General features: G+C 61.4%; 21 protein-coding genes and 1 pseudogene. 15 read left to right on the plus strand and 7 right to left on the minus strand.

Annotated features, from left to right (window positions below; all coding sequences use genetic code 11):
* From ROSMUC_RS21345 to ROSMUC_RS11250, 5 genes and pseudogenes are all read left to right on the plus strand, one after another.
* Positions 1–293, plus strand: a pseudogene (locus ROSMUC_RS21345) (S-(hydroxymethyl)glutathione dehydrogenase); the annotation flags it as partial.
* A gap of 111 nt (positions 294–404) precedes the next feature.
* Complete coding sequence (gene xoxF5 / locus ROSMUC_RS11235) at positions 405–2,207, plus strand: lanthanide-dependent methanol dehydrogenase XoxF5 (RefSeq protein WP_037273091.1); 1,803 nt, start codon at positions 405–407, stop codon at positions 2,205–2,207.
* An 82-nt stretch (positions 2,208–2,289) separates the two neighbouring features.
* On the plus strand, positions 2,290–2,826 hold the full coding sequence (locus ROSMUC_RS11240; RefSeq protein ID WP_037273093.1) for a c-type cytochrome, methanol metabolism-related: 537 nt from the start codon (positions 2,290–2,292) through the stop codon (positions 2,824–2,826).
* Positions 2,810–3,637, plus strand: coding sequence for a substrate-binding domain-containing protein (locus ROSMUC_RS11245; protein WP_037273095.1), 828 nt, complete (start codon positions 2,810–2,812; stop codon positions 3,635–3,637). Before ROSMUC_RS11240 ends, ROSMUC_RS11245 begins: the two co-directional genes overlap by 17 nt.
* The gene (locus ROSMUC_RS11250) at positions 3,634–4,182 is read left to right on the plus strand and encodes a PQQ-dependent catabolism-associated CXXCW motif protein (protein WP_037273097.1); all 549 of its coding nucleotides are present in this window, start codon (positions 3,634–3,636) and stop codon (positions 4,180–4,182) included. The genes ROSMUC_RS11245 and ROSMUC_RS11250 overlap by 4 nt, the downstream gene beginning before the upstream one ends.
* A 135-nt stretch (positions 4,183–4,317) precedes the next feature.
* Here ROSMUC_RS11250 and ROSMUC_RS11255 read toward each other — a convergent pair whose 3' ends face one another.
* From ROSMUC_RS11255 to ROSMUC_RS11285, 7 genes are all read right to left on the minus strand, one after another.
* A complete protein-coding gene (locus ROSMUC_RS11255; protein ID WP_037273099.1) occupies positions 4,318–5,133 on the minus strand; it encodes a quinoprotein dehydrogenase-associated SoxYZ-like carrier in 816 nt (271 codons plus the stop codon).
* Between the two features lies 1 nt (position 5,134).
* Positions 5,135–5,653, minus strand: a complete 519-nt coding sequence (locus tag ROSMUC_RS11260; RefSeq protein WP_037273101.1) for a DUF3280 domain-containing protein — start codon at positions 5,651–5,653, stop codon at positions 5,135–5,137.
* Between the two features lie 60 nt (positions 5,654–5,713).
* Positions 5,714–6,898, minus strand: a complete 1,185-nt coding sequence (locus ROSMUC_RS11265) for an amino acid aminotransferase (RefSeq protein WP_037273103.1) — start codon at positions 6,896–6,898, stop codon at positions 5,714–5,716.
* On the minus strand, positions 6,898–7,749 hold the full coding sequence (gene sseA / locus ROSMUC_RS11270; protein WP_037273989.1) for a 3-mercaptopyruvate sulfurtransferase: 852 nt from the start codon (positions 7,747–7,749) through the stop codon (positions 6,898–6,900). The genes ROSMUC_RS11265 and sseA overlap by 1 nt, the downstream gene beginning before the upstream one ends.
* Before the next feature lie 80 nt (positions 7,750–7,829).
* Positions 7,830–8,090 (minus strand): hypothetical protein, encoded by a 261-nt coding sequence (locus ROSMUC_RS11275; RefSeq protein WP_037273105.1) that lies wholly within the window; start codon positions 8,088–8,090, stop codon positions 7,830–7,832.
* Positions 8,091–8,106: 16 nt separating this feature from the next.
* The gene (gene smpB / locus ROSMUC_RS11280) at positions 8,107–8,583 is read right to left on the minus strand and encodes an SsrA-binding protein SmpB (RefSeq protein WP_037273107.1); all 477 of its coding nucleotides are present in this window, start codon (positions 8,581–8,583) and stop codon (positions 8,107–8,109) included.
* A 47-nt stretch (positions 8,584–8,630) separates the two neighbouring features.
* Entirely contained in the window at positions 8,631–9,287 is a 657-nt protein-coding gene (locus ROSMUC_RS11285; protein WP_037273109.1) for a GntR family transcriptional regulator, read from the minus strand.
* A gap of 136 nt (positions 9,288–9,423) precedes the next feature.
* Between ROSMUC_RS11285 and dctP the strand changes: the two genes are divergently transcribed.
* From dctP to ROSMUC_RS11335, 10 genes are all read left to right on the plus strand, one after another.
* Entirely contained in the window at positions 9,424–10,410 is a 987-nt protein-coding gene (gene dctP, locus ROSMUC_RS11290; protein WP_037273111.1) for a TRAP transporter substrate-binding protein DctP, read from the plus strand.
* Between the two features lie 73 nt (positions 10,411–10,483).
* Entirely contained in the window at positions 10,484–11,032 is a 549-nt protein-coding gene (locus tag ROSMUC_RS11295; protein ID WP_037273113.1) for a TRAP transporter small permease, read from the plus strand.
* Complete coding sequence (locus tag ROSMUC_RS11300) at positions 11,032–12,348, plus strand: TRAP transporter large permease (RefSeq protein ID WP_037273115.1); 1,317 nt, start codon at positions 11,032–11,034, stop codon at positions 12,346–12,348. The genes ROSMUC_RS11295 and ROSMUC_RS11300 overlap by 1 nt, the downstream gene beginning before the upstream one ends.
* Positions 12,345–13,586, plus strand: a complete 1,242-nt coding sequence (locus ROSMUC_RS11305) for a malonyl-CoA decarboxylase (RefSeq protein WP_037273117.1) — start codon at positions 12,345–12,347, stop codon at positions 13,584–13,586. Before ROSMUC_RS11300 ends, ROSMUC_RS11305 begins: the two co-directional genes overlap by 4 nt.
* A 12-nt stretch (positions 13,587–13,598) precedes the next feature.
* Complete coding sequence (locus ROSMUC_RS11310) at positions 13,599–15,116, plus strand: malonate--CoA ligase (protein WP_037273119.1); 1,518 nt, start codon at positions 13,599–13,601, stop codon at positions 15,114–15,116.
* Between the two features lie 246 nt (positions 15,117–15,362).
* Complete coding sequence (locus ROSMUC_RS11315; protein WP_037273120.1) at positions 15,363–16,544, plus strand: ABC transporter substrate-binding protein; 1,182 nt, start codon at positions 15,363–15,365, stop codon at positions 16,542–16,544.
* A 10-nt stretch (positions 16,545–16,554) separates the two neighbouring features.
* Complete coding sequence (locus ROSMUC_RS11320; protein WP_037273122.1) at positions 16,555–17,520, plus strand: YVTN family beta-propeller repeat protein; 966 nt, start codon at positions 16,555–16,557, stop codon at positions 17,518–17,520.
* Positions 17,521–17,554: 34 nt separating this feature from the next.
* Entirely contained in the window at positions 17,555–17,995 is a 441-nt protein-coding gene (locus ROSMUC_RS11325) for a cupredoxin domain-containing protein (RefSeq protein WP_037273124.1), read from the plus strand.
* A 48-nt stretch (positions 17,996–18,043) separates the two neighbouring features.
* Positions 18,044–18,763 carry an ABC transporter ATP-binding protein gene (locus tag ROSMUC_RS11330; RefSeq protein WP_037273125.1) on the plus strand — a complete coding sequence of 240 codons (720 nt, stop codon included), beginning with the start codon at positions 18,044–18,046 and terminating at the stop codon, positions 18,761–18,763.
* A complete protein-coding gene (locus ROSMUC_RS11335) occupies positions 18,760–19,551 on the plus strand; it encodes an ABC transporter permease (RefSeq protein WP_037273126.1) in 792 nt (263 codons plus the stop codon). The genes ROSMUC_RS11330 and ROSMUC_RS11335 overlap by 4 nt, the downstream gene beginning before the upstream one ends.
* Positions 19,552–19,575 lie beyond the last annotated feature (24 nt).

The following is a 19,575-nucleotide window of genomic DNA, read 5'->3' on the forward strand; positions in this document are numbered from 1 at the left end:
CGCTTGAGGCGGCGCACAAGGGCTGGGGCGAGAGCATCATCATCGGCGTGGCGCCTGCGGGGGCCGAGATCAGCACGCGGCCGTTCCAGCTGGTCACGGGGCGGTCCTGGCGCGGCACGGCATTCGGCGGCGCGCGCGGGCGCACCGATGTGCCGAAAATCGTCGACTGGTACATGCAGGGCAAGATCGAGATCGACCCGATGATCACCCACACCATGCCGCTCGAGGACATCAACAAGGGCTTCGACCTCATGCACGCCGGCGAAAGCATCCGCAGCGTGGTGGTTTACTAAGCGCGGCCCCGAAGAGGGGCTGCAACCCAAGAAATGTGCCCCGGTTCCATCGCAGAGGAGGGCGGTGCGGGGCAACAGACAGACGACAAAGTTTCATCCAGGGAGGAGAAAATGAAGAAATCACTCTTGATGTCGGCGGCGTTCTTTGTCGGCGCATCCGGCATGGCCACGGCCAACAGCGATCTTCAAGCGCTGATTGACGATCCAACGCAATGGGCGATCCAGACTGGCGACTACGCCAACACACGCTATTCCGAGTTGGAGCAGATCAACAAGGACAACGTGGGCAAGTTGCAGGTCGCCTGGACATTCTCGACCGGCGTTTTGCGCGGGCATGAAGGCTCGCCGTTGGTGATCGGCGACATCATGTATGTCCACACGCCGTTTCCGAACATCGTTTATGCGCTCGACCTGAACGACAACGGCAAGATCATCTGGAAATACGAGCCCAAGCAGGACCCCAACGTGATCCCTGTCATGTGCTGCGATACGGTCAACCGAGGCGTGGCCTATGCCGACGGCAAGATTTTCTTGCATCAGGCGGATACCACCGTGGTGGCATTGGATGCAAAGACCGGCGAGGTTAAGTGGACGGCCGTGAATGGCGACCCCTCGATTGGCGAGACCAACACCGCGACGGTGCTGCCGGTCAAGGACAAGGTGATCGTTGGCATCTCGGGTGGTGAATTCGGTGTGCGCGGCCATACAACCGCCTATGACATGAATACTGGCGAACTTGTCTGGCGAGCCTATTCGATGGGGCCAGACAGCGACACGCTGATCGACCCGGAGAACACCACCCATCTGGGCAAGCCGGTGGGGCCGGATTCGGGCACCAACACTTGGGAAGGCGATCAGTGGAAGATCGGCGGTGGCGCAACCTGGGGCTGGTATTCCTATGACCCGGAGCTTGACCTCTTCTATTACGGCACCGGCAACCCCTCGACCTGGAACCCGGCGCAGCGTCCCGGCGACAACCGCTGGTCCATGACCATCATGGCGCGTGATCCCGATGACGGGATGGCCAAATGGCTCTATCAGATGACCCCGCATGACGAGTGGGATTATGACGGCGTCAACGAGATGATCCTGACGGATCAAGAGGTGAACGGTCAGATGCGCAAGCTCTTGACCCACCCGGACCGCAACGGTCTGGCCTATACGCTGGACCGCGAGACCGGCGAATTGCTGGTGGCCGAGAAGTTTGACCCGGCGGTGAACTGGACCACGGGCGTGGATATGGACCCGGCCTCCGAGACCTACGGCCGCCCGGCTGTGGTGGCGCAGTATTCGACCGAGCAGAATGGCGAGGATGTGAACTCGACCGGTATCTGCCCGGCGGCACTTGGCACCAAAGACCAACAGCCCTCGGCATTCAGCCCCAAGACCGGGCTGTTCTATATCCCCACCAACCACGTCTGCATGGATTACGAACCGTTCCGTGTGAGCTATACCGCCGGTCAGCCCTATGTGGGTGCCACGCTGGCGATGTATCCCGCACCGGGCAGCCATGGCGGCATGGGCAATTTCATCGCTTGGGACAATATCGAGGGCAAGATCAAGTGGTCGATCCCCGAGCAGTTCTCGGTCTGGTCAGGTGCTCTGGCCACGGCGGGCGATGTGGTGTTCTATGGCACGCTTGAGGGCTATCTCAAGGCGATTGATGCCTCGACCGGCGACGAGCTTTACAGCTTCAAGACGCCATCGGGTATCATCGGCAACGTGATGACCTATGAGCATGGTGGCAAGCAATATGTCGGTATCCTGTCGGGTATCGGCGGCTGGGCCGGGATTGGCCTTGCGGCTGGTCTGACCGATCCGAATGCCGGCCTGGGGGCCGTGGGCGGCTATGCGGCGCTGAGCGACTATACTGCACTTGGTGGTCAACTCACTGTCTTCAAACTGCCGGATTGATCGCGAATCCGACCAACTGACTGGCGGCGCGGCACCTAGATGTGCCGCGCCGCCGAACCTAAGAACCCAGAAGGAGCTACGAATGTTGACGTCCCGCCGCCTCTTGTCCGCCGGTCTGGCCGCATCTCTGGCGCTTGTTGCGCTACCGGTCCTCGGCGAAGAGGCCCCGTCGCCCGATGATCCAAAGTTCGCCGCCTCCTACGAACAGGAGGGGCGCTATTTCACCGCCGATGATATTCCGACCTTTAACGTGGCCGAGGATGGCACGGTGGATTGGCGTACATTCTCCGGGTTTCGGCGCTATCACGCGGAATGCCATGTCTGTCACGGCCCGGATGGCGAAGGCTCGACCTACGCGCCGGCGCTCAAGAATTCGGCTGTGAAGATGGATTACTACGACTTTTACGGGGTCGTGGCCGAGGGGCGGCAAAAGGTGAATGCGTCGGAAAATTCGGTAATGCCGTCCTTTGGCACCAATCCAAATGTGATGTGCTACCTCGATGACATCTACGTCTATCTCAAGGCGCGCGGTCTGGGTGTGGTCGAGCGTGGCCGCCCGGCCAAGAAAGAGGCCAAGTCAGAGGGTATACAGGCGGATGAAGATGCCTGCATGGGTTAAGGCACTGGCGTTTATCGCGGCTCTGTTGCCAGGGGCTGCGGGCGCGCAGATGGCGGAGTTGGTTTCGCAATCGGCGCTGCGGGTCTGTGCCGATCCGGCCAATGATCCGATGTCGACCGAGGCGGAAACCGGGTTCGAGAACAAGATCGCCGATCTTCTGGCCGCTGCGTTGGAGCGACCGGTTGAATATACTTGGTTTCCGATGGCGACGGGTTTCGTGCGCCGGACCTTGGGCGAAAAGCGGTGTGACGTAATCATCGGTTTTGCGCAGGGGCATGAGCTGGTGCAAAACACCAATCATTACATGGTCTCGGCCTATACGCTCATCCTGCCGCAGGCGGGGGATTTGTCGGATGTGGTGACGCTGGCGGATCCGCGCCTCAAAGGCAAGGTGGTGGGAATCATCGCGGGTAGTCCGCCGGGCACGCATATGGCGCGCAACGGGCTGATGGCCAAGGCGCGCGCCTATCCTCTGTTCGTGGATCGACGCGTGCAGTCGCCCGCGCAGGATATGCTGCGGGATCTTGAGGCCGGAGAGATTGACGCCGCCGTGCTCTGGGGGCCAATCGGTGGCCCGTTGGTCAAGCGGGAGCATCCCAGTTTGAAGGTGGTGCCGCTGATGCAGGAAGCGGGTGCGCCCAAGATGTTCTACCGGATCACCATGGGGGTGCGTCTGGGCGAGGATCAGTGGAAGCGACAGCTGAATTCGCTCATTCGGCGCAATCAGGCGGGGATTGACGCAATCCTGGTCGAGGCAGGGGTGCCGCTGCTCAATGACATGGGCACAGAGGCCAAGGTGCTCTTGCAATGATCCGCGCAGCTCTGGCCGTGCTGATGCTGCTGACTGGACCGGTGGCGGCGCAGGGCGTGGCAGAGCCCGAGGGCTATCGCGGCGAGCCCTACCGCGCGCCGGTGCCCAAGACATTGGCGGGGGCAGTTGTGGTCGATGCCGGCGCTGCGCATGACCTCTGGCAGGGGGGAGAGGTGGCTTTTGTCGACGTGCTCCCGCGCCCGCCCAAGCCTGCGAACCTGCCAGCGGGCACGCTCTGGCGCGACAAGCCGCGGCTGTCCATTCCAGGTGCCATCTGGTTGCCAAATACCGGATACGAGCGGATTGCACCCGAAACGGAGACCTATCTGCGGGAGGGGCTGGCAGAGGTGACGGGGGGCGATCCGAACCATCCGGTACTGTTCTTCTGTCTGGCGGACTGCTGGATGTCGTGGAACGCGGCCAAGCGGGCGCTGGAGATGGGATACTCCGAAGTTTACTGGTTCCCAGAAGGCACCGATGGCTGGGATTTTGAAGACCATCCTCTGGAAAAGATCGAGGCCCGGGCAGGCGAGCCGGGGACGTAGGCTGTCGCGATTGGCGTTGAGCGACGTTGCTCGCACATGGTGAACCGCGCGATGCATGCTGCGCCTTGGGCCCGCGCTTTGATGGTTGGGGACGACGTCAGCTCAAGGCCCGATTTCCACTATCCTGCCGTCTTCTCAATACGCCGCAAGGCTGGTGCGGGCGCTGGTCTCGGTTCCGTCGGTATCGCGCAGGCCAACCTCTGCTGTCGTGGTGCCTGTCGGTATCGAAACCCGCAAACGCGGGTTCTCAGAGAGGGAGATGCTTCCCGTCATGGTGAGATAGGGCCGGTCGTCGAGTGTGATCGCGATCGTATCCACCACGCGCATCGGCGTGAAAAGCAGCGTGATCTGGTCCATTGCCAACCCGGAATGGCTGGGATGGCTGATGTCCACGTCAAGCGCACGAACCTTGCCGGCGAGGGTGGCAAGGCGCGTGTTCACGCTCTTGCTGGCGGCGGTGAGGTCGGGCAAAAAGGCCAGTTCCATTTCGCCCAATGTGGCAAGAGCCGCGATGGGATCAGTGCCAGGCGGTGCGGCGCAGGCGCCTTGGCCCGAAGTCTTGAGAAACGCCTCAGCCATGTGCCGCTCGCCGGTATCGGTGAGGGCCACGAGGTGTAGCGGCGTTTGCCCGTTGAGCCGGGTCGTGAGGGAAAAGGCAAATTCGGCTTGTGGGGCGGTCAATTGGAATTCGGCGGCCACGGGCGCCGGGTTTTCGTCGATCACAAGCGTTACTGAGGTGATCTTTTGCCCCGGTGGCGCAACGACGTGCCCGCCCAACACGGTGCGCGCATCATCGGTGGCGCGGTAGGGCGCATCAAGCGTGACATGCGCGCTTTGCGCGAGGAGGGGCGCGTCGCCATAGAGAGCGGTCTGAATGTCGGGCCAAGCGGACTGCGCCAGTGCGGGGCCAGAAAGCAGCAGGGCCGCAAGGGCCGGGGCCAGATGTTTCATGTCATCCCTCCGCAAAAATATGGGTCTTGAAGATATAGCGCATGCCGCGCAGCCAGGAGTCATCGGTGTTTGAGCGGATATCGACCGCGCGGGCGCGCACCACCTCGCCGTCTGGCACGGCGCGCAGCACGAGGTTCATCGACAGGATCAGGTTCGAAACCTTTTGCACCTCTCCCACCAGCACGTAATCGGCATCCAGCCGCGCGGCGAGGCGGGTTTCGCAGCCGTAACAATCGGCAGGGTTGGTCACGCTGGCAAGCTCAGTGGAAATTGGCGCAAGATCGACGATGGTAAACCCATCTTCGGCAAAGCGGGCCTCGACATAATCGCGCACAAGCGCCAGTCGCGCGGTCTCATCGGAACGCACAGGGTTGTAGGCCCCTTCGGTCGATGTGTCGATGAAGGTGATCCCGAGAAAGGCGACGCGCGCCCCATCGCGCAACGGCACAAGCCCCTGCGCCGTGGCGGCGGAGGCCGACAGCAACCCGGCCAGTAGCCAGAGGAAAAGTGCCCGTTTCATGCGGCGATGTTATGCCGCGTCGGGGTGGGGCGCTATGCGACTTTGGGTGGAGGGGGCGCCCTAGACGCCCACCTCGATCATCGCCTTGGCCAAGATCGGCACTGTCTTCGCGTTGAGCCCCGCGATATTGATCCGGCTGTCGCCGATCATGTAGATCGCGTGATCGGCGCGCAGGCGCTCGACCTGTTCGGGGGTGGCCCCGAGGCGCGAGAACATTCCACGATGCTGTGCGATAAAGCCGAAGCGGTCCGAACCTGAGAGGCGCTGCAACTCTGCCGCAAGGGATTCGCGCAGCTTGAGCATGCCAAGGCGCACCTCCTCAAGCTCTGACTGCCAGTCGGCACGCAGGGCGGGATCGGTCAGCACCATTGTCACCAGTCGCGCGCCGTGATCGGGCGGGAAGGAATAGTTCTGGCGGTTCAGATAGGCGAGATTGCCTTGGGTAACTTTCTGCAAGGCGCGGTCCTGCGCCACGGCCATCAGAATTCCGGTGCGCTCGCGGTAGATGCCGAAATTCTTGGAGCAGCTGGCCGCAATCAGCATCTCGGGGCAGTTTTCCGCCACGAACCGCACTGCGGCGGCATCCGCCTCGAGACCGTCACCGAAACCCTGATAGGCGATGTCGATCATTGGCAGCGCGCCGCGCGCATTGAGCAGATCCACCACGGCCCGCCACTCGGTCATGTTGAGATTGGCGCCGGTCGGGTTGTGACAGCAGCCGTGCAAGAGCACCACATCGCCCGCGCGCAGACCGTCGAGATCGGCCATCATGCCGGTGAAATCGACGCCCACGGTTTCAGGGTCGAAGTAGCGATACATCACCACCTCGATGCCCATATGTGCCAGAATGCTCAGGTGGTTCGGCCATGTCGGATCAGAGACAAAGACGCGGGCACCGGGGCTGGCCATCTTGATGAGATCAAAGGCCTGACGCACGGCACCGGTACCGCCCGGCGTGGCAATGGCAGAAACCTGATCGCGCGCGACCGCATCACCCAGAACGAGCGCAATCATCGCGTCTGCAAAGGCCGGATCCCCGGCGAGGGCGGTATAGGCCTTGGTGGTCTCGGACTCCCAAAGCTGTTTCTCGGCGGACTTGACCGCGCGCATGACCGGGGTCACGCCCTCGGGAGTTTTGTAGACGCCGACTCCAAGGTCGATCTTGGTCTCGCGCGGGTCCTCGCGGAACGCCTGACCGAGGGCCAGAATCTTGTCGGCGGGTTTTTCTTTCAGTGCGTCAAACATCAGGCTTCTCCAGTGGCGACAGGCAGGGTGGGGAACGCGCCCCATTCGGTCCAGGACCCGTCATACAGCGCATGGTCGGTCTTGCCGATCCGCTCCAGCGCCAGATTGATGATGGCGGCGGTCACGCCAGAGCCGCAGGAGGTGATGACCGGCTTGGTCATATCCACCCCGGCGGTGGCAAAGACGGCGCGCAGAGCGTCCGGCCCTTTCATGGTCATGTCGGCGTTCAAGAGGTCCGTGTAGGGCACGTTCTTGGAGCCGGGGATGTGGCCGGCGCGCAGGCCGGATCGAGGCTCGGGCGCATCGCCGCGAAAGCGGGCGGCAGAGCGGGCATCGAGAATTTCGTAGTCGCCCAGCTTGGCTGCGGCAGCGACCTGGGTCACGTCCTTGACCATCTGGTTCTGGCGCCGCACGGTCATGTGGCGGTCGCGAATGATGGGCGGCATATCCTCGATCGGGCGACCTTCGGCCTGCCATTTCGGAAAACCGCCATCGAGCACGGCGATATTGTCCTGACCCATCAGGCGGAACAGCCACCAGACGCGGGCCGCGGAAAACAGCCCCTTGGCGTCGTAGACCACAACCTGATGCCCGTCACCTACGCCCATGGCGCGCAGTTTCGACATGAATTTCTCGACGGGCGGGGCCATGTGGGGCAAGTCCGAGCGTGCATCGCTGATGTCGTCAATGTCAAAAAAACGTGCGCCGGGGATATGCGCCGCGTCGTATTCCGCTTGCCCACTGCGCCCCTCAGAGGCCATGAACATGGTGCCGTCGAGAATACGCAGGTCTGGGTCCTTGAAATGTGCCGCCAGCCAGTCGGTGGAAACAAGCGTTTTAGGATCGTCCATGGCCATTTGCCCCCCGGTTCAAACGATTTCTGCCTACAGTCTGAGGGGCAAAAGGGCAAGACCGCGCAGCATAAGTGCGGTCATCTGCGCAACAGGCGGGCGATGGCCCCAATGGCCCAAAGTGTGACGGTGCCGCTCGCGGCGGCGACGGCGACAAGCCGGATCAGATAGGCCACGTCACCGCCTGTGGCCGGGACGATGTTCAGGAGATAGGTGCCAACAGCGCCACCGAGCGCGCCCAGGCCCGCATGAATGAGCCATCCCAGACGCGGCGAGAGCCAAATTGACGCGGCGATCATCGCCGCCGTGGCGCCGGTCAGAAGGGCGATCAGCAATTCCATCCGCCGCTCCCTTGCCCTAGCCGTGATCCTTGAGCAGGCGCTGTTTCTGCCGGGCCCAATCGCGCTTGGCCTCGGTTTCGCGCTTGTCGTGGTTCTTCTTGCCCTTGGCGATGCCAATCTTGAGCTTGGCGATGCCGCGATGGTTGAAATAGAGCACGAGGGGCACCAGCGTCATGCCCTTGCGCTGGGTCTCGCTCCAGAGGCGGGAGAGCTCTTTTTTGGACACAAGCAGTTTGCGCCGCCGTTTTTCCTCGTGGCCAAAGGTCTTGGCCTGCTCATAAGGCGCGATGTAGGAATTGACGAGCCAGAGTTCGCCAATCTCGACCATGGCATAGCTCTCGGCGATATTGGCACTGTTGACGCGCAGCGATTTCACCTCGGAGCCTTCGAGGATGATGCCACATTCGAGATCGTCCTCGATTGCATAATCATACCGCGCACGCCGGTTCTCGGCGATCACCTTGTAATTCGGATTTTCCTTTGCCTTGGCCATTGCGCTTACCTAATGGCGCGCGCGGGCGCTGTCCAGCGGGGGTGATATCATTCCGCAGCGCGGCGGAGGCTTGCCATCAGGAGATGGAATTTCTCGCCTTGAATGGCGACATGACCGCGCAACACCTCGGCGGCGCGCTCTGCCTCTCCGGCGCGCAGCGCGGCGACGACGGCCTCGTGTTCGGCCATGGATTGCGCCATGCGCCCGCGCAGGCGCAACTGCATCCGGCGAAACGGTTTCAGGCGGCGGTGCAGGCGCAGCGCCTCTTGTTCGAGAAAGCCGTTGCCCGCGTGACGATAGATCATGTGGTGAAACCGCTCGTTCTCGCGGTAGTATCCGTCGGCATCGTCTGCCGCGATGGCCTCCGTGCAGCGGGCGTTGGCGGTGTCGAGATCGGCGAGAGCCTCTTCCGAGATGCGATGCGCGGCGAGGCGGCCGCAAACTCCCTCGATTTCGGCCATGGTCTCGAACATTTCCATCAGTTCGACAAGGCCAGGCTGGCGGATGAAAACCCCGCGGCGGGGGATTTGCACCGCCAGGCCAGAGGCCACAAGCCGTTGCAATGCCTCACGAATCGGAGTGCGCGAGACATTGAATTGCCTGGCGAGGCGGATTTCATCCAGCCGGTCGCCATCGCTGAAATCGCCAGTAAAGACCAGCTCTTCCAGTGTATCGGCGATCATGTCTGCGCGGCGTATCTCCATGAAAAAATCGTAGCGAGGGCAGGGTTTGTGCGCAAGTGGGAAAATCTTGTATACAAAAATCTTGACTCTGAATTCAAAACACCAAACACTCGTCGCACGGTCCGGGCCACACGTTCGGGCAGAATGGGAGGAAGATATGAACAAGATGACTTTCACGGCGGCTGCTGCTGCCGGGATGATGCTGCTGAGCAGCGCAGCCTTTGCCACCGAACTGCGCCTGTCGCATCAGTGGTCCAACAGCGATGTGCGGCACAAGGTGGCGCAGATCGTGGCTGATGAGGTGGCCGCTGCCGGTGTCGATCTCGACATCAAGATTTTCGGATCGCAATCGCTATTCAAGGCCCGCGAGCAATACACACCGCTCAGCCGGGGTCAGCTTGACATGACCGTGCTGCCGCTCAGCTATGCCGGGGGGCAACAGCCTGCCTATAACCTTACGCTGATGCCTGGTCTCGTCAAAAACCATGACCACGCAGCGCGCCTGTCCGACAGCCCCTTTATGGAGGCGATCGAGGCCAAGATGGCCGAAGATGACGTGATGGTTCTGGTCCATGGCTATTTGGCTGGTGGCTTTGCAAGCACCGACAAATGCATCACCAAGCCCGAGGATGTGGCAGGTATGCAGACCCGCGCCGCGGGCAAGGCGTTTGAGCAAATGCTGGCCGGCGCAGGCGCGTCCATTGCGTCGATGGCCTCGTCCGAGATTTACAACGCCATGCAGACCGGCGTTTTGGATGCGGTCAACACCTCATCCTCTTCTTTCGTGTCTTTCCGTATCTACGAGCAGGTGAAGTGCTATACCCCTGCCGGCGATGTGGCGCTGTGGTTCATGTATCAACCGCTCTTGATGAACAAATCTACCTTTGACGGGTTGAGTGCCGAGCAACAAGCGGCTCTGCTGACTGCGGCGGAAAAAGCCGAAGCCTTCTATCTGGAAGAGGCTAAGAAAGAGGATGCCGCGTCGGTCGAGGTGTTCCGCAACGCTGGTGTCGAGATCGCAGAGATGACCGAAGCGGATTTCGACGCATGGCGCGCATTGGCGCAGGAAACCTCCTATAAGGCATTCGTTGAAAGCGTGCCGGACGGACAGGCGCTGCTTGACATGGCGTTTGCCGTCGAGTGATCCCCTCGGGCTGCCGCGCAGGTCGCGCGCGGCAGCCGCTTACATGCCCTCCCCCCCTGACATGAGGTAGACCATGGCTGGCCATGCATCGGGTGCCGTTGCGCGCACCGGACAAAACCCTTTTCTGCGTGCGGTTGCCGCGCTCTCTACACTGGCGGGGTGGATCTCGGCGGCGATGATCGTTGCCTCTGTGGTCATCACCTGCCAGATGATTTGGGTGCGGTTCGTACTGAACGGCACGACCGTTTGGCAGACGGAGGCAGTGGTTTATCTGATGATAGCGGCCACGCTTCTGGGCCTGTCGTATGTCCAGCGGTTGCGGGGGCATGTGAACGTGGACCTCATCCCTCTGGCTGTGCCTCGCCGTGCGCGCAAAGGGTTGGCAGTGGTGACGCTTACGCTGTCCATCGCGATTGTCGCAGTCATGCTCTGGTACGGCTTTGAGTTCTGGCATGTCGCCTGGGCACGCGGTTGGACCTCGGACACGGTTTGGGCAATTGATCTGTGGATCCCCTATCTTGCCATCCCCGTGGGCCTTGGCCTCTTTCTCTTGCAACTGGTTGCCGATCTCGTGGCGCTGCTCTTGAACATTGATGCGCCCTTTGGGCTGGAGGATGTCTGATGGACCCGCTTTTGCTTGGCCTGATTGTCGCGGTCGCGACCATCATGGTGTTGTTCTCCGGGGTATCTGTTGCCTTGGGTCTGCTGATCGTCTCGGGCGGGTTCCTGATCGTGTTCGACGGGATGCGCTCGCTTGAACTCATGCCGGAAATCTTTTTTGGCAAGCTCGACAATTTCGCCCTTCTGTCGATCCCGATGTTCATCATCATGGGGGCCTCTATTGCCTCGACGCGTGCGGGTGCTGACCTTTACGAGGCGCTGGAGCGGTGGCTGACGCGCGTGCCCGGCGGCTTGGTGATCTCGAACCTCGGAGCTTGCGCACTTTTCTCGGCAATGTCGGGGTCAAGCCCCGCCACCTGCGCCGCGATTGGCAAGATGGGCATCCCCGAGATGCGTAAGCGTGGCTACCCCGATGCGGTTGCCGCAGGCTCTATCGCGGCGGGGGGCACCTTGGGGATTCTCATCCCGCCCTCGGTGACGATGATTGTCTACGGTATCGCCACCGAGACCTCGATTGGGCGGCTGTTTCTGGCCGGGGTTATTCCGGGCCTGATGCTGGTGGGTCTCTTTATGGCGTGGTCACTCTATTCCACATGGCGCTCGGGGGATATCAACCTGCTCACGGGGCGCAGCTATAGCTGGCGCGAGCGGATCGAGATCCTGCCACGCGTCCTGCCGTTTCTCTTCATCATCCTTGGTGTGCTCTATGCAATGTATGGCGGGATCGCCACGCCATCCGAAACGGCGGCAGTGGGCGCGCTCTTGTGCCTCGTGATTGCGATGGTGATCTACAAACTGTGGTCGCCTGTGGCTCTCTGGGTGGTGCTGCGCGACAGCACGCGCGAGAGCGTGATGATCCTCTTCATCATCGCGGCGGCTGGGGTCTTCTCCTATATGCTGTCGTCGCTCTTTATCACGCAATCCATCGCCGAATGGATCGGCACGCTGGATGTGAACCGTTGGGTGTTGATGGGAGCGGTCAATGTGTTCCTTCTCGTCGCTGGCTTTTTCCTGCCGCCTGTGGCGGTTATCCTGATGGCGGCACCGATCTTGTTGCCGATCATCACGACGGCGGGATTTGATCCGATCTGGTTTGCCGTAGTGCTGACGATCAACATGGAAATCGGGCTGATTTCGCCGCCTGTGGGCCTCAACCTCTATGTGATCAACTCCATCGCGCCGGATATCAAGCTCAAGACCATCCTCTATGGCTCTTTGCCCTATGTGGGCTGCATGGTGTTGGCGATTGTTCTCTTGTGTCTCTTTCCCGGTCTGGCGACGTGGCTGCCGGATGCGGTGATGGGAGCAACACGATGAGCGTTCTGGCCGATCTGCTGGCGACCGTGTTCGAGCGGCGCTATCGCGGCGCGTCAGAGCCGGATCACAAGAACCGTAGCATCGAGAACCTGTGTCGTGACCTCCTGGGTAGTTCTGGCGAGGTGTCGGGAATGGCGCTGGCGCGGCTCATCCTGGATCGTTATGCCGGGATGGAAGGTGATGAGAAGCTGAGCTTTTTCAGGTTTCTGACCGACGGCATGGGCGTAGATCCCGAGAGCGTGCGCAACGCGCTGGACGCATTTGAGGCAGGGCCGGACCGGGACAGCTATCGCGCCTTCATGTCAGCAGCGGAGCCACCAAGGCAGGAATTGGCGCGCCGCCTCAATCAGGTGCCGGGGGCCACGGCGCAGCTTGTGGCGATGCGGGCCGATCTCTTGCGGTTGGCGCGGGACAACCCGGCGCTGGCCGTGGTTGACTTGGACCTCAAACATCTGTTCGCCTCATGGTTCAATCGCGGTTTTCTGGTGCTGCGCCCGATCAATTGGTCATCGCCCGCCGATGTGCTGGAAAAGATCATTGCGTATGAGGCGGTGCATGCCATTGACAGCTGGGACGACCTGCGTCGGCGGCTCGCACCCAAAGACCGCCGCTGTTTCGGGTTTTTCCACCCTGCCATGCCAGACGAGCCGCTGATTTTTGTTGAGGTGGCGCTGAGCGAGGGGATTCCGGGGGCGATTCATGACGTGTTGTCCGAAGAGCGGGCCGTGATTGGCGCGCATGAGGCGGATACGGCGGTGTTCTATTCAATTTCCAACTGTCAGTCCGGGCTGGCGGGAATTTCCTTTGGCAACTCGCTGATCAAGCAGGTGGTGGCGGACCTTTCGCAGGAACTGCCGGGGCTTAAGACCTTTGTCACGTTGTCGCCGATTCCGGGGTTGACCCGCTGGTTGAGCGAGACCCGTGCCGTGCTGCCCGAAGAGGCAGAGACCCGCCGCGCCGTGACGGCCCACTATCTGCTCAAGGCCAAGCGCCCGGACGGCGGTCCCTATGATCCGGTCGCGCGGTTCCATCTGGGCAACGGCGCCTCGGTGCACGCCATTCATGCCGGTGCAGACCTGTCGCCCAATGGTCAAAAACAATCAGGCGGGGTGATGGTGAATTACCTTTACGACCGCACGCAGATTTCGCAGAACCACGAGCGATTTGCAGGGGCAGGCGCGATTGCCGCCTCTGCCGAGGTGACAGCGTTGGCCGCCGCCGCGAAAAAGACAGAGTGAAGGACAAGAGCCATGGCCAATCCCCTCTACGATAACCTGTTCGGACGCCATGCCGGGCAAACTGCGCCTTTCCTGCATTTGGCGGATGGCGCTGTAGTCAGTTATGACGCGTTCCTGCGTCTGACGGCACGCTATGCCCATGCGCTGCGCGGCGCAGGATTGGCCCCCGGCGACCGTCTGGCGGCGCAGGTCGAGAAATCGCCCGAGGCGCTCGCGGTCTATGCCGCCTGTGTGCAGGCGGGGATCGTGTTTCTGCCGCTCAACACGGGATATACCGGCGATGAGTTGGGTTATTTCGTGGGTGATAGCGGTGCCAAGGTTCTGTTGTGTGACGAGGCGAAAGCGGGCGCACTGCAGGGGGTGGCGGAGCGTGCCGGGGCGGTGCTGATGACGCTCAACGCCGATGGCACGGGCACATTGCCAGAGGCGGCCAAGGATCTGCCCGAGCGTTTCGAGACCACCGCGCGCGGGCCGGATGACCTGGCGGCGTTTCTCTATACCTCGGGCACGACAGGGCGCTCCAAGGGGGCGATGCTGACACAGCGCAATCTGCTCTCCAACGCCGAGGTCTTGGTGGACTATTGGCGGTTTACGGCTGATGATGTGCTCTTGCATGCGCTTCCGATCTTTCACACTCACGGCCTCTTTGTGGCGACCAACATCATCCTCTTGGCGGGCGGGTCGATGATATTCCTGCCCAAATTCGATCAGGATCAGGTGATCGTGCAATTGCCGCGCGCCACCTCGATGATGGGGGTGCCGACATTCTACACGCGCCTTCTGGATGATCCGCGTTTTACCCGTGATCTGGTGGCGCATATGCGGCTGTTTACCTCGGGTTCCGCGCCTTTGTTGGCGGAAACCCATGTGGCGTTCGAAGAGCGCACGGGCCATCGCATCCTCGAGCGTTATGGCATGACCGAGACCAATATGAACACCTCGAACCCCTATGAGGGCGCGCGGCGGGCGGGCACGGTCGGCTTTCCCTTGCCGGGGGTGGAACTGAAGATCACCGATCCGCAGACAGGTTCCGAGGTGCCGCAAGGCGAGATTGGCATCATCGAGGTGCGGGGGCCGAATGTCTTTGCGGGCTATTGGAACATGCCCGAAAAAACCGCCGAGGAATTGCGCGAGAATGGGTTTTTCATCACGGGCGATCTGGGGCTGATCGACGATCAAGGCTATGTGCAGATCGTCGGGCGCAACAAGGACCTGATCATTTCGGGTGGGTACAATATCTACCCCAAGGAAATCGAGTTGTTGCTGGATGAGCAGCCCGGTGTCTTGGAAAGCGCAGTTGTCGGCGTGCCGCATCCCGATTTCGGCGAGACGGTGGTTGGGTTTCTTGTGCCGCAAAAGGGGGCGGCGCTTGATCTGGAGGCGATTGCCGGGGCGGCCGCCAAAAGCCTTGCGCGGTTCAAGCATCCCCGGAAATTGATCGTGCTCGACGAATTGCCGCGCAACACCATGGGCAAGGTGCAGAAGAACATCCTGCGGGCAGAGTATGCGGGATTGTTCACCCCGGCGTGAGAGGGGCGGAATCGGAGGGATCAAGGCCCGGCTGCCGATGGTGCCGGGCCTTTTCATCTCGGCCTGTGCGACCAAAGTATGATCCATATCAAGTGTCTGAAATAGTTATAAAATAATCCGTTTCATCTGCGGCTATCCGCGCGGCGGCGCGTGGCCGGGCGAAAATGCCTTACAAACCCGTCGGTTTTGCTAGGATACCCGCATGGGGCGATCCCGCCACCGCCATGACATTGACGGAGACCGCGCATGTTCCGCTTAGCCCTGCTCGTTCTTGCGGGCCTTATGACCCTCGCACAGCCCGCCCAAGCGCAAGAGGTCAAGGCCGTCGTGCTGCGGGTGGATTACCCGGCGCTGTTGCCTGTGTCGCGGCTTGATCTGCGGCCTGAGGATCTGGGATTTGCCGGTGCGCAACTGGCGACCGAGGACAATCAGACCACAGGTCAATTCATGGGCCAGACCTATGTGACACAAGAGGCGACTGCGACGCCCGAGACAGCGCTGGCTGAGTTCGAGCGCTTGCAGGGCGAAGGGCTGCGGTTCTTTGCGGTGCAGGCGCGGGCCGAAGAGTTGCTGGCGATGTCAGAGGTGGCGGTACCGGATACGCTGATCTTCAACACTTTGGCACCGGATACCGCGCTGCGCAGCGCCGAATGTCGGGGCAATATCCTGCATATCGCCCCTTCACGGCAGATGCAGAGCGATGCCGTGGCGCAGTTCCTGATCTGGAAGAAATGGCCGCGCTGGGCGCTTATCCATGGCTCCCACCCCGAGGACGTGGCGCTGGCCGAGGCCTACCGCGCCTCTGCCGTCAAGTTCGGCGCGAAAATCGTGGATGAGCGTGAGTTCACCGACACGGGCGGCGCGCGGCGCACCGATACCGGGCATGTGCAGGTGCAACGACAGCTGCCGGTCTTAACGCAGGACTTGAAAGAGCATGACGTGATCATCGCGGCGGATGAAACCGATGTTTTCGCCACCTACCTGCCGTTTCACACATGGCGGCCCTCGCCCATTGTCGGATCGGCGGGGCTGCGGCCCTTGGCCTGGCATCCGGCGCTGGAGGCCTGGGGCGGAACTCAGTTCCAGAATCGGTTCGAAGAGTTGACGGGCCGCTACATGCGCCCCGAGGACTACACCGCCTGGCTTGCGCTGCGGGTGCTGGGCGAAGCGGTGACGCGCACCAAGAGCGCCGATCCCGCCGAAATCCGCGCCTATGCGCTGAGCGACAAGTTTGAATTGGCGGCGTTCAAGGGGCAAAAGCTGACGTTTCGGGCGTGGAATGGCCAATTGCGCCAGCCGATCCTGCTCGCCGATGGGCGGATCATGCTGAGCGTGTCGCCGCAAGAGGGGTTCCTGCATCAACGCTCGCTCTTGGATACGCTTGGGCTGGATCAGCCCGAGAGCGCCTGCACCGCCTTTGATCAATAGGAGAGAGCACATGAACCGAGTGGCCCTTGCGACCGCCCTTCTTGCCCTGATGACCGGCCCTGCGCTGGCGGGCAAGGTGTTTGTCAGCAATGAACGCGGCAACACCATCACCGTGGTCGATAGCGAGACATGGGAGGTGATCGCCGAATTCCCCGCCGGAAACCGCCCGCGCGGGATCACCGCAAGTCCCGATGGCAAGCATCTCTATGTCTGCGCCTCGGATGACAATGTGGTGCGGGTGTTTGATACGGCGACGTATCAGGAATTGCACACGCTGCCCTCTGGCCCCGACCCCGAGCTTTTTGTGCTGCACCCTTCGGGCAACCCGCTTTATATCGCCAATGAGGATGACAACCTAGTCACAGTGACGGATGTGAACACACACACGATTCTGGCCGAAGTGCCGGTGGGGGTGGAGCCGGAGGGCATGGGGATTTCGCCGGATGGCAAATATGTGGTCAACACGTCCGAGACCACAAACATGGCGCATTTTATCGACACCACGAGCTATGAGATCGTGCAGAATACGCTGGTGGATCAGCGTCCGCGCTTTGCGCAGTATACGACGGATGGCAAATACCTGTTTGTGAGCGCCGAGATTGGCGGCACGGTCAGTGTAATCAATCCCGATGGCGGTGAGATCGTCCACAAGGTGACGTTCGAGGTGCCCGGCATCCCGCCGGAACTGTTACAGCCGGTGGGGGTGCGCGTTACCTCGGACGGCAAGAAAGTCTTTGTGGCTCTGGGCCCGTCGAATCGAGTCGCGCTGGTCAATGGTGAGACCTTCGAAGTCGAGAAATACCTGCTGGTTGGACAGCGCGTCTGGCAACTGGCCTTCGATGCCGAGGAAAAATACCTCTACACCACCAACGGCAATTCCAACGATATTTCGATCATAGATGTCGCGGCCGAAGAGGTCGTTAAATCGGTGCAGGTGGGGCAACAGCCATGGGGCGTCGTCGTCGTGCCCGATTGATCCGAGCCAATCCAACAGCAAAGAGGAAAGAGTGATGAAACATCTGTTGACTGCCGCTGCGGTTGCCATGCTGGCAGTACCCGCCCAAGCCGCACCGCTCTGTGATGATCTGGGCTTTGCCGGGCTTTTGGCGAAATGCAACCGTGGGGATGAAATCGAGGTCACTCTGGCCTCGGGCAAGCCCTTGGGCGAGGGGCCGATCACCCTACAATCGGGGGCCTATTACGAGATGGAGATCACCGCCGATGGCAGTGCAGAACTGGCGCTGACGGGGCCAGAGTTCTTTCGCGCGATCTGGATGGACGAGATCGTGATCAATGACATCGAGATCCGGCCAATGGCAATCGACAGTTTCGAGTTTGACGATGCGGGCACGGCGGAGTTTTCCTTTATCGCGATCAAGCCGGGTCGGTATAACCTCTTGATCCCCGGCACGACGGGTGAGAGCCAGCGGCTCGAGTTCATCATTCAATAAGGTCGCGCTCGGGTCTATGGTAGCCCCCAAAGCAGGTAGGAACGCGGCATGACGGGGCTGAGGATCGAGGGGCTGGGATTTTCCTACGGGGCCAAGCGGGCCTTGGACGATGTGAGCTTTGAGGTGGCGCAGGGCGCGTTCTGCGCCCTTCTTGGCCCCAATGGTGCGGGGAAATCGACACTCTTTGCCCTGCTCACGCGGCTTTTCACGACGCGTGAAGGGCGGATCCGGGTGGCGGGCCATGACATAGCCACCCATCCCCGCCAGGCGCTGGCGCGGATCGGGGTGGTGTTTCAGCAACAGACGTTGGATCTCGACCTGAGTGTGCGGCGCAACCTGCGCTATTTCGCGGCCCTGCACGGCCTTGCGGGGCGCGCTGCGGAGATGCGGATCGAGGCGGCGCTGGAGCGGATGGCGATGCTTGAACGTGCGGATGAGTTGGCGCGTGATCTCAATGGCGGGCACCGCAGGCGCACCGAGATTGCCCGCGCGCTGGTGCATCAGCCAGCGGTTCTGCTGTTGGATGAGGCGACCGTGGGGCTGGATGCAGAGGCGCGGCGCGCGATTACGGGCCATGTGCATGATCTGTGCGCGAATGACGGGCTGACTGCGCTCTGGGCCACGCATCTGACCGATGAGGTCTGGCCGGAAGATCGCTTGGTCATTCTGCACCGGGGCCGCGTGCTGGCCGACGGCCTCTCACGTGAGATTGCCGGGCAGGACGGGCTGACCGAGCGTTTCCTGAGCCTGACAGGGGCGCCCGTATGAGGCCGCTCTTGATCGCTCTGGCGGCAATTGTGACGCGCGAGGCGTTGCGCTTTGCGCGGCAACGCTCGCGCTTTGTCTCGGCCCTCGTGCGGCCCCTCGTCTGGCTGGTGGTCTTTGCCGCCGGCTTTCGGGCCGCACTCGGACTTTCGATTATCCCACCCTATCAGACCTATATCACCTATGAGACCTATATCGTGCCGGGGCTCTGCGGCATGATCCTTTTGTTCAACGGGATGCAATCGTCGCTCAGTCTGGTCTATGATCGCGAAATGGGCTCGATGCGGCTGTTGTTGACCAGCCCTTTGCCGCGTTGGTGGCTCTTGTTCGCCAAGATCCTCGCGGGGACCGCCGTGTCGGTGCTGCAATGCTACGCATTTCTGGGCATTGCGGCGGCGATGGGGATCAAGATGCCGGTGATGGGCTATGTCTACGTGCTGCCCGCGCTGGTCCTTGGCGGGGTGATGCTTGGCGCGCTTGGTGTGGCGCTCTCGTCTTTTATCAGTCAGATGGAGAATTTCGCAGGCGTGATGAATTTCGTGATTTTTCCCACGTTTTTCATGTCCACGGCTCTCTACCCTCTGTGGCGAATGGCGGAAAGCTCTATGCTGTTGCGCGACATATGTGCGGTCAACCCGTTCAGCCATGCCGTCGAACTGATCCGCTTTGCGCTCTATGAACAGTTCAACGGTATGGCGCTGTTGTGGACGGCGCTGGCAAGTCTGGTGTTCCTTGGTCTGGCGCTCTGGGGCTATGATCCGGGGCGCGGGTTGATGCGGCGGCGGGGCTGAGAGGTCTCAGACCTTGGTGTGAGT

The organism is Roseovarius mucosus DSM 17069 (genome assembly GCF_000768555.3).
GTDB lineage: Bacteria > Pseudomonadota > Alphaproteobacteria > Rhodobacterales > Rhodobacteraceae > Roseovarius > Roseovarius mucosus.